Origin of the sequence: Ralstonia sp. 24A2 (assembly GCF_051783885.1) — a bacterium.
Taxonomy (GTDB): Bacteria; Pseudomonadota; Gammaproteobacteria; order Burkholderiales; family Burkholderiaceae; genus Ralstonia.
This window is the reverse complement of record NZ_JBPVZD010000003.1, coordinates 448,114-463,618: the sequence shown is the minus strand read 5'-3', so window position 1 is coordinate 463,618 and position 15,505 is coordinate 448,114. Positions and strand designations below refer to the sequence as shown.

The 15,505-nt window shown below is 62.8% G+C and carries 14 protein-coding genes; all 14 read left to right on the top strand.

The genetic code is table 11. The features are described 5' to 3' along the window. Positions 1-488 precede the first annotated feature (488 nt). Entirely contained in the window at positions 489-806 is a 318-nt protein-coding gene (flhD, locus tag ACS13N_RS19510; RefSeq protein WP_438934453.1) for a flagellar transcriptional regulator FlhD, read from the top strand. A gap of 74 nt (positions 807-880) precedes the next feature. Then, positions 881-1,441: a flagellar transcriptional regulator FlhC gene (gene flhC, locus ACS13N_RS19505; RefSeq protein WP_039598371.1), complete on the top strand. Its 561-nt coding sequence runs from the start codon at positions 881-883 to the stop codon at positions 1,439-1,441. 499 nt (positions 1,442-1,940) lie between these two features. Next, complete coding sequence (gene motA / locus ACS13N_RS19500; protein WP_039598372.1) at positions 1,941-2,801, top strand: flagellar motor stator protein MotA; 861 nt, start codon at positions 1,941-1,943, stop codon at positions 2,799-2,801. A gap of 77 nt (positions 2,802-2,878) precedes the next feature. Continuing rightward, positions 2,879-3,826 carry a flagellar motor protein MotB gene (gene motB, locus ACS13N_RS19495; protein WP_438933261.1) on the top strand — a complete coding sequence of 316 codons (948 nt, stop codon included), beginning with the start codon at positions 2,879-2,881 and terminating at the stop codon, positions 3,824-3,826. Between the two features lie 24 nt (positions 3,827-3,850). Beyond that, complete coding sequence (locus ACS13N_RS19490) at positions 3,851-4,264, top strand: response regulator (protein ID WP_438933260.1); 414 nt, start codon at positions 3,851-3,853, stop codon at positions 4,262-4,264. An 18-nt stretch (positions 4,265-4,282) separates the two neighbouring features. After that, positions 4,283-6,457 carry a chemotaxis protein CheA gene (gene cheA, locus ACS13N_RS19485; protein WP_438933259.1) on the top strand — a complete coding sequence of 725 codons (2,175 nt, stop codon included), beginning with the start codon at positions 4,283-4,285 and terminating at the stop codon, positions 6,455-6,457. A 215-nt stretch (positions 6,458-6,672) separates the two neighbouring features. Further along, positions 6,673-7,164: a chemotaxis protein CheW gene (locus tag ACS13N_RS19480; protein ID WP_048933598.1), complete on the top strand. Its 492-nt coding sequence runs from the start codon at positions 6,673-6,675 to the stop codon at positions 7,162-7,164. A gap of 124 nt (positions 7,165-7,288) precedes the next feature. Beyond that, on the top strand, positions 7,289-9,127 hold the full coding sequence (locus ACS13N_RS19475) for a methyl-accepting chemotaxis protein (RefSeq protein ID WP_438933258.1): 1,839 nt from the start codon (positions 7,289-7,291) through the stop codon (positions 9,125-9,127). Positions 9,128-9,353: 226 nt separating this feature from the next. Beyond that, positions 9,354-11,276 carry a methyl-accepting chemotaxis protein gene (locus ACS13N_RS19470; RefSeq protein ID WP_438933257.1) on the top strand — a complete coding sequence of 641 codons (1,923 nt, stop codon included), beginning with the start codon at positions 9,354-9,356 and terminating at the stop codon, positions 11,274-11,276. A 117-nt stretch (positions 11,277-11,393) separates the two neighbouring features. Next, a complete protein-coding gene (locus tag ACS13N_RS19465) occupies positions 11,394-12,284 on the top strand; it encodes a CheR family methyltransferase (RefSeq protein WP_438933256.1) in 891 nt (296 codons plus the stop codon). Between the two features lie 89 nt (positions 12,285-12,373). After that, on the top strand, positions 12,374-12,991 hold the full coding sequence (cheD, locus tag ACS13N_RS19460; protein ID WP_438934452.1) for a chemoreceptor glutamine deamidase CheD: 618 nt from the start codon (positions 12,374-12,376) through the stop codon (positions 12,989-12,991). Between the two features lie 24 nt (positions 12,992-13,015). Continuing rightward, positions 13,016-14,140 carry a protein-glutamate methylesterase/protein-glutamine glutaminase gene (locus ACS13N_RS19455; RefSeq protein WP_438933255.1) on the top strand — a complete coding sequence of 375 codons (1,125 nt, stop codon included), beginning with the start codon at positions 13,016-13,018 and terminating at the stop codon, positions 14,138-14,140. A 229-nt stretch (positions 14,141-14,369) separates the two neighbouring features. Further along, positions 14,370-14,771, top strand: coding sequence for a chemotaxis response regulator CheY (cheY, locus tag ACS13N_RS19450; RefSeq protein WP_048933593.1), 402 nt, complete (start codon positions 14,370-14,372; stop codon positions 14,769-14,771). Further along, complete coding sequence (cheZ, locus tag ACS13N_RS19445) at positions 14,771-15,445, top strand: protein phosphatase CheZ (RefSeq protein WP_438933254.1); 675 nt, start codon at positions 14,771-14,773, stop codon at positions 15,443-15,445. Before cheY ends, cheZ begins: the two co-directional genes overlap by 1 nt. Positions 15,446-15,505 lie beyond the last annotated feature (60 nt).

Here is a 15,505-nt window from a genome sequence, read left to right as displayed (position 1 = left end):
ATGCTCACAGTGGCAGAAGTGCCACGCCTTCTTTGTCGATTGCAGGCTTCTTTAGGCAATAATATTGCTATTTTAAGCCGAACATTAGGGTAAAACCGTGTCAAACGACCGCTTTAGCGCATGGTCTATCCAGGCTCGCTGCGTCGGCAAGGGCTGTGTTTACAACATTTATTAACAGTTTTGTAGGAAAATGGCCTACAAGAATTTGGCTTACCTCACCCCTCCGACGTAGGGGGCCACCCTTCTTTACTTACCCCGATCGGAAACCCACAATGTGTTCAACAGAAAACAACTTCGCCATGTCTTTAGCGACGTGAGTAAGAAGGAGGCAGGAAGTGCCGGCAACGGTGCCCACTGCCAAGAACATCCGATCTGTGGGGATTGGTGACCGCCCGGCGAGGGTAGGCGTGAAACACAACAGCGCCACCGGGCAGCACCATGCGGGATTGGATGCAGGTTGTACTTTTACTGCACACGACGGGACATACATGGACACGCAAGACATTGTTTCCGAGATCAGCGAGCTGAATCTCACCTATTTGATGCTTGCCCAGCAGATGCTGGCCAAGGATCGCGATGCCGCTCTGTTTCGCCTCGGCATCTCTGAAGAATTGGCTGACATCCTGCAAACGATGTCGCCCGCGCAGATCGTCAAGCTGGCCAGCACGAACATGATGCTGTGCCGCTTCCGCTTTGACGATCACGCCATCCTGGGTCTGGTGACCCAGCCGCACCGTGACAAGGGTCTGCAGCAATCGCAAATGTCGATTCTGCTGGCGCGTCAGGCGGTTGAACAGATCAACTAAGCCATTTGCGGCGGGTGTTCCGCCGGGTTTAGCGTGATTCGGATGGGTAGCAGAAGCAAAGCGGGAGCAGTGCCATGCGTCATACCAGCGTCATGAATGAAGTTCAGCAGATCCACCTAGCAGCGGAATTGATTTCGCTCGGTGCGCGTCTGCAGCTGCTGGAACAGGAAACCACGCTCAGCCGTGAGCGTCTGGTCAAGCTGTACAAGGAAATTCGCGGGGAATCGCCGCCCAAGGGCATGCTGCCCTTCTCGGCAGACTGGTTCCTGACGTGGTCGCCGAACATCCACTCGTCGATTTTCCTGAACATTTACCGTTTTCTGGGTGAGAACAGCCGCAGCACGGGTGTGCGCCGCCTGATCTCGGCCTACAAGCTGTACCAGGAACACATTCACGTTCACGAGCAGGAAGAGGTGCTGTCCATCACCCGCGCGTGGATGATGTTGAAGTTCTTCGAGGGGAAGATGCTGCACACCGTGAAGTGCACGCGCTGCACCGGCCATTTCGTGGCCCACGCAGAAGACCTGCACCATGGTTTCGTGTGCGGCGTATGCCAGCCGCCTTCACGCGCAGGGAAGAAAAAGCGCGTCGCGGGCCAGGCAGATGCGGTCGCAGACAAGACGATCGACGCCTGAGCAGTACCAACGGGAACGTGGGACACGGGACGTACGGGAACGCTCGCCGGGGAATGACGGGAAATACGGGAACACAACAAAAATAGCCGGCAAGTCCGGCACATAACAAGACAGACCAGAACACAGAGCAGGAAAAAGCACAGGGGCTCAGACAGTACAAAAGGGGAAGGGGGTAGGCCGGTCGTCGCAGGAAGCTGCGGACCGGCATTTTTTTGCCGCCGCGCGTGAAGGCAGGGGGAAAAAAGGGACGGAAAGCGTTTTTCCGTCCCTTTTTCTTTTGTTTTGCCTCCTGCCGGGGTGGGGTGGTGCTCAAGCCGCCCGCTTTACTGCCGTTTTTGGTGGAGAAGGGCGCGGTGCACCGGTTTCCGACAGCCTTTTCCTGCGCGGAAAGGCAGCAAAACCCGGTGCCAAGCCTTCAGTAAACCGGGCTGATGCCGTTAATCCCCCTTGTATTGATCGCACGAGTTGACGTGCGGTTGCCCATTCAGGAGTTTGCCCCGTGCTAGTCGCCATCGGTTACATCGTGATCATCGCCTCGGTGTTCGGCGGCTACATGCTGGCCGGCGGTCACCTCGGGCCCCTGTTTCAGCCGACCGAACTGCTGATCATCTTCGGTGCCGGCGTCGGCGCCTTCGTGGTCGGCAATGACAAGAAGGCCATCAACGCCACCGTCAAGGCTATTCCGGGTCTGTTCAAGGGCTCGAAGTACACCAAGGCCCTCTATATGGAAGTGATGGCGCTGCTGTATGTGGTGCTGTCCAAGATCCGCCGCGAAGGGATGATGTCGATCGAAGCCGACATCGAAGCCCCGCACGAAAGCGCACTGTTTGCTAATTACCCCGCCATCCAGGGCGATCACCATGCGCTGGATTTCATCTGCGACTACCTGCGCCTGATGGTGGGCGGCAACCTGAATCCGTTCCAGATCGAAGCGCTGATGGATCAGGAAATTGACACCCACCACCACGAAGCCGAACAACCGGCCCGCATCATCACCAAGGTGGGCGACGCCATGCCGGCCTTCGGCATCGTGGCCGCGGTGATGGGCGTGGTGCACACCATGGGCTCGGTCGGCCTGCCGCCGGCGGAGCTGGGCAAGCTGATCGCCTCGGCACTGGTCGGTACGTTCCTCGGCATTTTGCTGGCGTATGGCTTCATCGGGCCGCTGGGCTCGCTGCTGGAGCAGCGCGCCGAAGAATCGACCAAGTTGTTCCAGTGCATCAAGGTGACGCTGCTGGCCAGCATGAACGGCTACGCCCCGGCCATTGCCGTGGAGTTCGGCCGCAAGGTGCTGTTCTCGACCGAGCGCCCGTCGTTTGCCGAGCTGGAAGACCACGTACGTGGCGCCAAGACGGCCTAGCCATGCACCACGATTTGAAGAGTGCGGCCAACGAGCCGCGCCATTAACGACGCAGTACTGACCGACGGGAACGGACCATGAGCAAGTCCAGCACGCCGACTTTCATCGTCATCCGGCGCAACAAAAAGGCAGCGCACGGCCACCACGGTGGCGCGTGGAAGATCGCCTATGCCGACTTCGTGACCGCCATGATGGCGTTCTTCCTGCTGATGTGGCTGCTCAGCTCGGTCACCAAGGCCGAGCTGTCGTCAGTAGAAACGTATTTCCGCACGCCGCTGAAGGTGGCGCTGTTTGGCGGCGCCGGTTCGGGCGACCAGTCCAGCATCCTGAACGGCAGCCCTGCGATCAAGCAGAACATGCCGCAGCCGAACCCGAGCCCAAGCCCGACGGTGCAGCGCCAGCGCAATATCCGCGACGAGTCTGACGACGCCGCGCTGAACAAGCTCAAGCAGAAGATTGCCGAGATGGTCGAGACCAATCCGGTGATGAGCCAGTTCAAGCACCAGTTGCTGATCGACATGACTAGCGAAGGGCTGCGCATCCAGATCGTCGACCAGCAGAATCGCCCGATGTTTGCCAACGCCAGCGCCGAGGTGCAGCCGTACATGCGCACCATCCTGCGCGAGCTGGGTTCGGCACTCAATGACGTGCCCAACCCGATCAGCCTGTCGGGCCACACCGACGCCACGCAATACGCCACCCAGAACGGTTACAGCAACTGGGAGCTGTCGGCCGACCGTGCCAATGCCTCGCGCCGCGAGCTGATTGCCGGCGGCATGAAGCCCGAGAAAGTGAGCCGCGTGGTGGGTCTGGAGGCCTCGGTGCCGCTGGACAAGACGAACATCTACAACCCGATCAACCGCCGCATCAGCATCGTCGTGCTCAACGCACGCGCCGCTGAGGCCGCGCGCTCGGGCGGGGTCGAGCCGGTGGCCGATCTGCGCAACGACGGTAAAGACACGCTGCCCGATGCAGCCGCACGTGCAACAGGAGTGGCCGATGCCGCTGCTCCGGCCAAGCCATAAGCGCCCAGGGGGAGAACGTAGCCAATGAGCGAGAAACACATCCTGGTGGTGGACGATTCCACCTCGATCCGCCGCATGATTGCCGCCTGCCTGCGGGAGTGCGGCTTTGCCGTGACGGAAGCCGCTGACGGCGCTGCCGCGCTGGAAACCGTGCGCAAGCAGACCGACGGCACCCACCACCTCGTGATTACCGACCAGGTGATGCCGGCAATGGACGGCCTCACCCTGATCCGCGCGCTGCGATCGCTGCCGGCCTACGCCGACACGCCGATCCTGATGCTGACCACCGAGGCAGACGGCACGATCCGCGAGCAGGCGCGTGCCGCCGGCGCGACAGGCTTCCTGCCCAAGCCGTTCGACCCGGAAGGCCTGACGGATTCGGTGATGCAGCTGTTTGAATGGCATGCGCAGACCCACGGGTCTGCATCGACGCATTAAACGACCGAGACGACAGATATGAACCTCGACCTTAGCCAGTTTTTCGGCGCCTTCTTTGAAGAGGCGGAGGAGCTGCTCGTCGACATGGAGCGGCTGCTGCTCAATCTCGATGTCGCCAACCCATCTTCTGATGATCTGAACGCCATCTTCCGCTGCGCGCACTCCATCAAGGGCGGCGCCGCAACCTTCGGTTTCACGCACATGACGGAACTCACGCATGTGGCGGAATCGATTCTGGACCGCGCCCGCACCGGCACCCTGCAGCTGCGCGAGAACATGGTGGATGCCTTCCTGGAAACGAAAGACGTGTTGAAAAGCCAACTTGATGCCTACCGGCAAGAGCACCCCATCGATACGGCCACGCTCGAATACATGGTGGCCAAGCTCAACAGCCTGGCTGCCGAGGATGGCGGCGCAGCTGCGCCGGCGGCGCCTGTAGCCGCACAGGCTCCGGTGGCGGTCGAACCCGTTACGGCGGCGCCCGCCGTGGTGGAGGCACCGGCCGCTGCGCCGGCGGTGGCCATCGACGGTGGCCTGGACATCAAGCTCATCAACGTCTCCAATGAAGACTGCGAGCTGATTGTCACCGAGCTCAAGCACCTGGGCACGCTGGTGAGCCACGCACGCACCGGCCGCAACAGCGACATCGTTCTGCAAAGTACCTGCACCGCCGACGACATCATTGCGGTGAGCTGCTTCATCATCGATGCCGACCAGATCATCATCACGCCGCATGTGGGTGGTGCCGCGCCTGCTGCTGTGGCGGCTCCGGTGGTGGAAGCTCAGGTTGCCGCCCCGACGCCGGCCGCCGCGCAAACCGAAGTGCATGCGCCGGCCGCCAATGAAATCGCCCCGACTGCTCCGGCCGCTGCTGTGCCGATGCCGTCGCGCCCCGCCGCCGCTGAAAAGCCGGCAGTGGCTGCCGAAACATCGATTCGCGTGGGTGTGGAGAAGGTCGACCAGCTCATCAACCTGGTGGGCGAGCTCGTCATCACGCAAGCCATGCTGGCGCAGACCGCGTCGTCGTTCGACCCGGTGTTGAACGAGCGCCTGTTCTCTGGTCTCTCGCAGCTCACGCGCAACGCACGAGATCTGCAGGAAGCCGCCATGTCCATCCGCATGATGCCGATGGACTATGTGTTCAACCGCTTCCCGCGTCTGGTGCGTGATCTGGCGCACAAGCTGGGCAAGCAGGTCGAGCTGTCGACATTCGGCAAGTCGACCGAACTGGACAAGGGTCTGATCGAACGCATCATCGATCCGCTCACGCACCTGGTGCGCAACAGCCTGGACCACGGCATTGAACTGCCTGAGGCCCGTGTGGCTGCCGGCAAGGATGCGACCGGTCAACTGCTGCTGTCTGCGGCCCACCAGGGCGGCAACATCGTCATCGAGGTGAGCGACGACGGCCAGGGCCTGAACCGCGACAAGATCCTCAAGAAGGCGCGCGAGCGTGGCTTGCCTGTGTCGGACAACATGACCGACGACGAGATCAACCAGCTCATCTTCGCGCCGGGTTTCTCCACCGCCGACCAGGTGACGGATGTGTCCGGCCGCGGCGTTGGCATGGACGTGGTCAAGCAGAACATCCAGTCGATGGGCGGCTACGTCGAGATCCAATCGCAGAAGGGCAAGGGCACGACCATCCGCATCGTGCTGCCGCTCACGCTGGCCATTCTGGACGGCATGTCGGTCAAGACCGGCGATGAAGTGTTCATCCTCCCGCTGTCGTGCGTGGCGGAATCGCTGCAACCGCGCCCCGAAGACATCAAGGCCGTGCCGGGTGGTGGCCGCCTGCTGAAGGTGCGCAACGAATACCTGACGCTGGTGCCGATGTACGAGCGCTTCCGCATCACGCCGTCTCTGCCCGATCCGTCGGAAGGCATCGTCGTCATCCTGGATTCGGAAGGCAAGAAGATCGCCCTGCAGATTGACGAGCTGGTCGGCCAGCAGCAGGTGGTGGTCAAGAACCTTGAGACCAACTACCGCAGGGTGCCGGGCATCTCGGGCGCAACCATTCTGGGTGATGGCAGCGTGGCGCTGATCGTGGACGTATCGGCGCTGATGCGCGAAGCCCGTGAGGGACGGTCGGGCCATTCAGAAAACGCCATGCGTGCCGTTAGTGCCGAGAAGCAAGAGCTGGCACAGGCACCGGGTGGTCGGTTCTCGACCGAGGCGATGGCCGCAGCATGAACCTGCTCACGATCCTGCTGCGCGCCCCGATCTTGGCCCTGTGATGCTCGCCGTACCCATGTACGGCTGCAGGGTTGGATTAACGCGTCGGACCAACCTCGGGCCGCTCGCTACGGATCGTGAACAGGTTCAAAACAGCCAAGTTGGCTTGAGCGGGATCAGCCGCTTTGCAACGAATTCAATCTAGTGGCCCGACGGGGCCGAGGGGAGCCGCAATGGAAGTCAAGGAACATGCGATCGGCGAGGAAACCGGCGGGGAGGAGTACCTGGCCTTCACGCTCGGTCGCGAAGAGTACGGCATCGATATCCTGAAAGTGCAGGAGATCCGTGGCTACGAGACCGTCACGCGCATTGCCAACGCACCCGACTTCATCAAAGGTGTGATCAACCTGCGCGGCATCATCGTGCCGATCGTTGATCTGCGCATCAAGTTCCAGCTCGACCGCGTGGAGTACAACCAGTACACCGTCGTCATCATCCTGAACCTGAAAGACCGCGTGGTCGGCATCGTGGTGGATGGCGTGTCGGACGTGCTGACGCTGCAAAGCCAGCAGATCAAGCCGGCGCCGGAGTTCTCAGGCGCGCTGGATACGGAGTACATCCGTGGCCTGGGCTCGATCGACGAACGCATGCTGATCCTGGTGGACATCGAGCGCCTGCTGATGTCGGCCGACATGGCGCTGTGCGACGAGGCCGAAGCCGCCTGATCACAACAGGAAAGTGTGGCCGGAGTACGCAAACGCGTGCATCCGGCAGGCGACAAGACACCTTGCGGCGGGCGCTCAAACGCCCGCCGTATCACAGGTGCGGCGCTGAAAGGGGAGGAAATCCATGTTCAGCAAAATGACCATCCGGCTCCGGTTGGGGCTGATGATGGCGGGCATTGGTGTGCTCGCCGTCATCGTGGGTGTGACGGGCCTTGTCGGCATGCGTCACGCCAACACACGCTTGCAGGACACGTATGCCGTGCAACTGGTGGGCGCGGTGGCATTGGCTGATTCTGATTCCAACCTGCTGAGCTTGCGCATCGTGCTGGATCGCGCTGCGATGGCACCGGGCGCACCCGGCATGGACAAGACGATCGAGCGCGCCAGGATGTTCCTCGACAAATCCGATGCGGCCTGGAAGCGTTACCGTGCGCTGCCGACGTCATCGGAAGAGCGCAAGCTGGCCGACGAGGCCGATGGGTTGCGCAACACCTTTGTGCGCGACGGCGCCGAGGTGCTGATGCGCGCCATTCAGGCTGGTGACCAGACGTCCGTCACCAAGACGGTGATGGACGTGATGCCCGCCCTGTATCGCCCGCTGGGTGACAAGGTGGCAGCGCTCAACCGCATGCAACTGGAGTCCGCCAAGTCTGGCTATGAAGCCGGCCAGCGTGAGCACGACAGCCTGAGCGCGCTGACAACCAGCCTGCTGCTGGGCGGCATCGTGGTGGGCGGGTTGTTGACGTGGGCGCTGCGCCGCTCGATCACGCTGCCGCTCATGCGCGCCATCGAGCAGGCTGAACACATCACGCAGGGTGATCTCACGCACAGCATCCAGGTGACTCGTGCGGATGAAACCGGCCGCCTGTTGCTGGCCCTGCAGCACATGCAGGAGAGCCTGCAGAAGATGGTGGGGCAGGTGCGCTCGGGTTCCGATTCGATTGCCAGCGCCACGCAGCAGATCAGCGCGGGCAATGTGGACTTGTCACAGCGCACCGAGCAGCAAGCCTCGTCGCTGGAGCAGACCGCGTCGAGCATGGAGCAGCTCACGAGCATCGTGAAGCAGAACGCCGACAACGCCCGTCAGGCCAGCACGCTGGCGGGCAACGCGTCGGACATCGCCGTGAAGGGCGGCGAGGTGGTGGGCCGGGTGGTGGACACCATGGCCGGCATCAACGAAAGCAGCAAGAAGATCGCCGACATCATCGGCGTGATCGAAGGGATTGCCTTCCAGACCAACATCCTCGCGCTGAACGCGGCTGTGGAAGCGGCACGCGCGGGTGAGCAGGGCCGCGGCTTTGCGGTGGTAGCGGGCGAGGTGCGCAGCTTGGCGCAACGCTCGGCCACGGCAGCCAAGGAGATCAAGGAACTCATCAGCGATTCGGTGGGCCGCGTTGAAAACGGCACCACGCTGGTGGCCGAAGCCGGCAGCGTGATCGACGAAGTTGTTGTGGCCGTCAAGCGTGTGACCGACATCATGGGCGAGATCAGCTCGGCGTCGGACGAGCAGAGCGCGGGTATCGAGCAGGTCAATCAGGCTGTGACCCAGATGGACGAGGGCACGCAGCAGAACGCGGCGCTGGTGGAGCAGGCAGCGGCGGCGGCCATGTCGCTGCAGGAACAGGCCGACGGACTGCGTCAGGCAGTGGCTGCGTTCCGCACGAATGCCGCCACGCAGATCGAACCAGCCCAGCCTGTTGCCAGCGCGCCTCGCATGGCCAAGCCGGCAGTGGTGAAGCCGGTTGCGCGCCGCGCGGCAACCAGGGTTGTGCCAGCTCGCAAAACGCTCGCAGCCGTGCAGCCGACCAACGAACAACCCAAGCCGGCCGCTGCGGAAGCGGCCGCAATCGAACAACAACGCGTGCGACCCGCAGTTGCCAAGCCAACTGCGCAAGCTCCCAAGTTGCAATCGCCCAAGCTCGTTGCCGCAGGCGGTGACGATAGCGACTGGGAAACCTTTTAACCATGTATGCACGGGATCTTCGCTGCTCGCGAAAGCTCTCTCGTGTGTGTTTGTGGTGTGCAGCCTGCCCTTCGGGGCAGGTTTTTTTTTGCCTGGGCAAGTCGTGCTGACGGATGAAGGGGAGATCCCCCTCTGAAGGGGCATGACCCCTCGGCGGTTCTAAAGAGCCGTCCCCTAAGAACCGATAGCGGTTACAGGGGCATATAAAAAATGAGAGGTAGACAACATGGGTTGGATCAAGCGTTTGCCGGTGTCCACGGTACTGACCGGCGGATTCCTGATCGTGGCCGCCATGGGCGCGGCCATCGGCGGGTTGGGCATTTATACGATTACGCAGTTGACCCGCGCCAGTGAGGAGCTGGCGCAAAAGCAGATGCGCGCCATCACGCAGATGGGCAGCGCAGCCAACAGCCTTGCGCATGCCAGCCGTGCGCAGACGGCACTGTTGATTGCTACCACGCTCAATGAGCGCAAGGCATTGAGCGGTGAGATCAACACCAGCATGCAGCGCCTGAAAGACGGCGTGGAGAACGTGCGTCCGCAGTTCGTGTCGGACGAAGGCAAGAAGATGATCCGCGAGGTGGATGCCATCTACCCCGTCTGGAGCAAGCGCATGACGGACTTCGTCGCGCTGATGGACAGGCAGGGCCTGGACCCGACCCAGTTCGACAGCCGCGTCACAGCAGAGAACGTGGGCTTGCTGGACGACACCGCGGCCTTTGAGAAAACGCTCGACAAGATGGTCAAGCGCGTGGAGGACGTCTCCGCAGCGTCTACCGCCCGCGCGCGTGAAGACGCGCAGCGCTCGCGCCTGTTGATGATCGTGATGGCGGCAGTGGGTGCGGTGCTGGGCATCGTGCTGGGCATCGTTATCGCACGTCGGCTGTCGCGCCAATTGGGCGGTGAGCCGTCCTATGCGGCCGACGTTGCCCGCCGCATTGCGGCCGGTGATCTGGCTGTACAGGTGCAGACCCGCCCCGGCGATCGGGACAGCATGCTCTTCGCCATGTCGCAGATGCAGCAGCAACTGACCGGCACCATCAGCAATATCAAGAGCTCGGCGGATTCGATTGCCAGCGCGACCAAGCAGATCGCTGCCGGCAATGCCGATCTCTCCCAACGCACGGAAGAGCAGGCCAGCTCGCTGGAGGAAACCGCTTCCAGCATGGAAGAGCTGACCAGCATCGTGAAGCAGAACGCTGACAACGCCCGCCAGGCCAGTGCGCTGGCCGGCAGTGCATCGGACATTGCCGTCAAGGGCGGCGAGGTGGTGGGCCGCGTCATCGAGACCATGTCGGGCATCAACGCCAGTAGCAAGAAGATTGCCGACATCATCGGCGTGATCGAGGGCATCGCCTTCCAGACCAACATCCTGGCGCTCAACGCCGCAGTGGAAGCTGCCCGTGCGGGTGAGCAGGGGCGCGGCTTTGCTGTCGTGGCCGGTGAGGTGCGCAGTCTGGCGCAGCGCAGCGCCACGGCCGCCAAGGAGATCAAAGAGCTGATTGGCGATTCCGTCGGCCGCGTACGCAACGGCTCCGCCCTGGTGACGGAAGCGGGCGGGGTGATCGAAGAGGTGGTGGTGGCCGTCAAACGCGTGACCGACATCATGGGCGAGATTTCCGCCGCCTCGGATGAGCAAAGCTCCGGCATCGAACAGGTCAACCAGGCTGTCAATCAGATGGACGAGGTGACGCAGCAGAACGCCGCGCTGGTCGAACAGGCCGCCGCTGCGGCGCTGTCCCTCGAAGAGCAGGCGCACCTGTTGCGCAACGCCGTGTCAGCGTTCCGTACCGATGCGTCTGCCGAGCTGGCGGCGACGGTGGTGCCGCATCTGCCGGTCGAGCCTGCCAAGCCGGCGGTGCGCAGTGAAGTTCACCCCGAAGGCAAGACGCAGATCGTGCGTTCGGTGGCCCGCGCGATTGCTTCGCGCAAGGCGGGGCAATCAGCCAAGCCGGCACCGGCTGTTGCGCAAGCCCCGGCTCCGGCCGAAACGCCCGTCGTTGCGTCCGATCAAGGCGTAAAAGAGAATCAAGAAGCACATTCCCCGGTTGCACCTGTCGTGGCAGCAGCTGTTTCGGTGGCCGTAGCAGCGCCAGCCCTCAAGCTGTCCGCCGCTTCTGCCGATGATGATGAATGGAGCACCTTCTGACGCCATCGCCCGGCCAGCATTACCAGCAACATCTGCGGCGCGGCACCAGAAGCCCGGTGCCCGCCAATCGACTGAAAGCGGGCGCCAAGACTCGCGCAATTACGGGGTAGTTATCTAATGGCACAAACGGCACAAACCTTGGCGCCAGTTTCGCCGACGCTCGCGTCGCGTGAGTTTTCGTTTACCGCGGCAGATTTCGCCCGCATTCGCGATCTGATCTATCGCCGCGTCGGCATTTCGCTGTCCGACCGCAAGAGCGAGATGGTCTACAGCCGCTTGGCCCGCCGCCTGCGCGTGGTCAACCTCGGCTCGTTCCGCGATTACCTGGATGCGCTGGAACACGGCCATCTGCCCGACGAGTGGGAAGCCTTTACCAACGCGCTCACCACCAACCTGACCGCGTTCTTCCGCGAGCAGCACCACTTTCCGCTTCTGGCCGAGCACGCCAAGGCCAAGCGCGCGCCGTTTACCGTGTGGTGCTCGGCCTCGTCGACGGGCGAGGAGCCGTACTCGATCGCCATCACCCTGGCTGAGACCTTCGGCACGATGTCGCCGGGCCAGGTGAGCGTGATTGCGTCCGACGTGGATACCAATGCGCTGGCCCGTGCACGCGCCGGCATCTACCCGATGGAGCGTGTCTCGGCGCTGTCCACCGACCGGCTCAAGAAGTATTTCCTGCGCGGTACCGGCAAGCAGGAGGGCTACGCACGCGTGCGGCCCGAGCTGCAGGCCATGATCGATTTCCGCCAGATCAACCTGCTCGACCGCGACTGGCCGTTGCAACAGAAGTTTGACGTGATCTTCTGCCGCAACGTGATGATCTATTTCGATAAGCCGACGCAGGCCAAGATCCTTGAGCACTTCATCGACGTGATGAAGCCCGACGGCCTGCTGTTTGCCGGCCACTCCGAGAGCTTCCTGCAGGTGACCAAGGCATGGTCGCTGCGCGGCAAGACCGTGTACGAAATCGCGCCCGAACTGCGCGCGAAGATGACGGGGGCGAAATGATCGAACTCGGCAAGAAAGCAAACGCACACGCAACCTTGCGCACCGCGGCCGACTCCGTGCGCAGCGACAGCGGCATGACGGTCGGTGCCATGGCCACGCTCGCGCAATCGGCCGCCAGCACGCACGCCTACTACGACACCACTTTCAGCCGCCGCGCCATGAAGGTGCTGCCCGGCGAGTACTACGTCACCACGGAAGACCTGATGCTGGTGACGGTGCTCGGCTCGTGCGTGTCGGCCTGCGTGCGCGACAAGATCCTCGGCATTGGCGGCATGAACCACTTCATGCTGCCCTCGCGCAACGAGGGCGAATCGATTCTCTCGCCCTCTATGCGTTACGGCACGCACGCCATGGAAGTGCTGCTCAACCAGCTCTACAAGGCCGGCGCCCGCCGCGAGCACCTGGAGATCAAGGTGTTTGGCGGTGCCGCCGTGCTGGCCGGCATGAGCACGCTGGACGTAGGTGAGCGCAACGGCAAGTTCGTGCTCGAATTCCTGCGCAACGAAGGGCTGGCGGTGGCCGCCAAGGACCTGTTCGACGTGCACCCGCGCAAGGTGTACTTCGTGCCGTCTACCGGCCAGATCATGGTGCGCAAGCTGCGCTCGCAAAACTCGGCCGCCGAGTTGGACAGCGAAGCCCAATACGCCAGCAAGCTGTCGAAGTCCATTGCGACGAAGCCCACTTCACGCCTGCAACTGTTTACGTAATTCCTGACCTTGCCCCCCAACAATATGAACGAAAAACGCAAGATTCAGGTGCTGTGCATCGACGATTCCGCACTGATCCGCAGCATCCTGAAGGAGATCATCAACAGCCAGCCCGACATGGAAGTGGTGGGTGTGGCGCCCGACCCGATCATCGCGCGCGACCTCATCAAGCAGACCAACCCGGACGTGCTCACGCTGGACGTCGAAATGCCGAAGATGGACGGCCTCGACTTCCTGGAAAAGCTCATGCGCCTGCGCCCGACACCGGTGGTCATGATCTCGTCGCTGACCGAGCGCGGCTCGGAAGCCACGCTGCGCGCGCTGGAGTTGGGCGCGGTGGATTTCGTTGCCAAGCCCAAGCTGGGCATGCGCGACGGCATGAACGAATATGCCGACCAGATTGCCGACAAGATCCGTGCGGCAGCCCGTGCCCGGTTGCGTCCGCGTGCGGCGGCACCCGCCCCGACAGCGGCTTCGGCCAACGGCGCACACGTTCGCGCGGAGCACGCACCGGCCGCTCCGGTGGCGTCCGCCCCGGCCCGTACCCATTTCTCGTCGACGGAAAAGCTCATCATCGTGGGCGCGTCCACCGGCGGCACCGAGGCCATCAAGGATTTCCTGCTGGAAATGCCGCCCGATTGCCCCGGCATCCTGATCGTGCAGCACATGCCGGCGGGGTTTACCACCTCGTTTGCCAAGCGGCTCGATGGCCTGTGCCGCATCCGCGTGAAAGAGGCCGTGCACGGTGAACGTGTGCTGCCCGGTCACGCCTACATTGCCCCGGGCGACATGCACCTGTCGCTGGGCCGCAGCGGCGCCAACTACGTCACCGAGCTGGACCAGGGGCCGCCGGTCAACCGCCACCGCCCGGCGGTGGACGTGCTGTTCCGCTCGGCAGCGCGCAACGCCGGCGCCAACGCGCTGGGCGTGATCCTGACAGGCATGGGTAAGGATGGCGCGGCCGGCATGCTGGAAATGCGCAACGCGGGGGCGTATAACGTCGCCCAGGACGAGGCCTCGTGCGTGGTCTACGGCATGCCCAAGGAAGCCGTGGCCCATGGCGGCGTGCATGAGGTCCTGCCGTTGCACCAGATCGGCCCGCACGTGCTGGCCAAGCTGTCGGCGCATGGTCGTGTGACGCGCGTGTAACCGGCCCACGATCCTACTGCGCGCCCCGATCTTGGCCCTGTGATGCTCGCCGTACCCATGTACGGCTGCAGGGTTGGATTAACGCGTCGGGCCAACCTCGGGCCGCTCGCTACGGATCGTGAACCGGTTACTCGCCCGTGTGGCGCTCAAGAAACGGCCCCAGGCGCCGATAAGACTGCCAAGGAAGCCCGAAACCCCCCAATTCAGTTAGTTTGCGGAGATTGTGTCCATGGACAAGAGCCAGTACCGATTCCTCGTCGTCGACGATTTCCCGACGATGCGCCGGATCGTGCGTAACCTGCTCAAGGAACTCGGTTTTGCCAACGTCGACGAGGCCGAAGACGGCGCCGCCGGCCTGGCCAAGGTCAAGGAAGGCCGGTTCGATTTCGTGATCTCGGACTGGAACATGCCCAACATGGATGGCCTGCAGATGCTGCAGAGCATCCGCGGCGACGCCAACCCGGTCATCAGCAAGCTGCCGGTGCTGATGGTGACGGCTGAAGCCAAGAAGGAAAACATCATTGCCGCCGCCCAGGCCGGTGCCAACGGCTACGTGGTCAAACCCTTTACCGCTGCCACGCTGGACGAGAAGCTGGGCAAGATTTTCGAGAAGCTCGAAAAGGGGGCGTGATGAGCGAGATGCATGATGGCGCGCATTCCGGCACCCAAGCGCCAGCCGCAGAAGGCGTAGACCACGGTGACATGCCGGAAATGCTCCAGCGCATCGGCCACCTCACGCGCATGCTGCGCGAGAGCATGCGTGAGCTGGGTCTGGACAAGGGCGTGGAGAAGGCCGCATCGGCCATTCCCGACGCACGCGACCGCCTGAACTACATCGCCAACATGACCGAGCAGGCGGCTACCCGCGTGCTCAACGCCATTGATGCGGCCCGTCCGGTGCAAGACGCGCTGGAATCCGACGCCGAGGCGCTGGTCAACCGCTGGCAATCGTGGATGGACCGCCAACTGGGCGACGAGGAAATTCGCGAGCTCGTCGGCCAGACCAACGGCTTCCTGCGCAGCGTCCCGGAAAAGACGCGCGACACGAACCAGCAGCTGATGGAAATCCTGATGGCGCAGGACTTCCAGGATTTGACCGGTCAGGTGATCAAGAAGGTGCTGGATGTCGTGCAGCTGATTGAAAGCCAGTTGGTTGGCATCCTGCTGGAGAACGCACCTGAGCATCTGCGCACGGAAGCATCGTCGTCGTCGCTGCTGAATGGCCCGCAGATCAACCCGGACCACCCCGACGTGGTCGGTAGCCAGGAACAGGTGGACGACCTGTTGGAAAGCCTCGGCTTCTGAGATCGGGTTACGAATCGGCTGCCAACGCTCCCCGTTTGCTGCCAGCGCCCGCCACTTTGG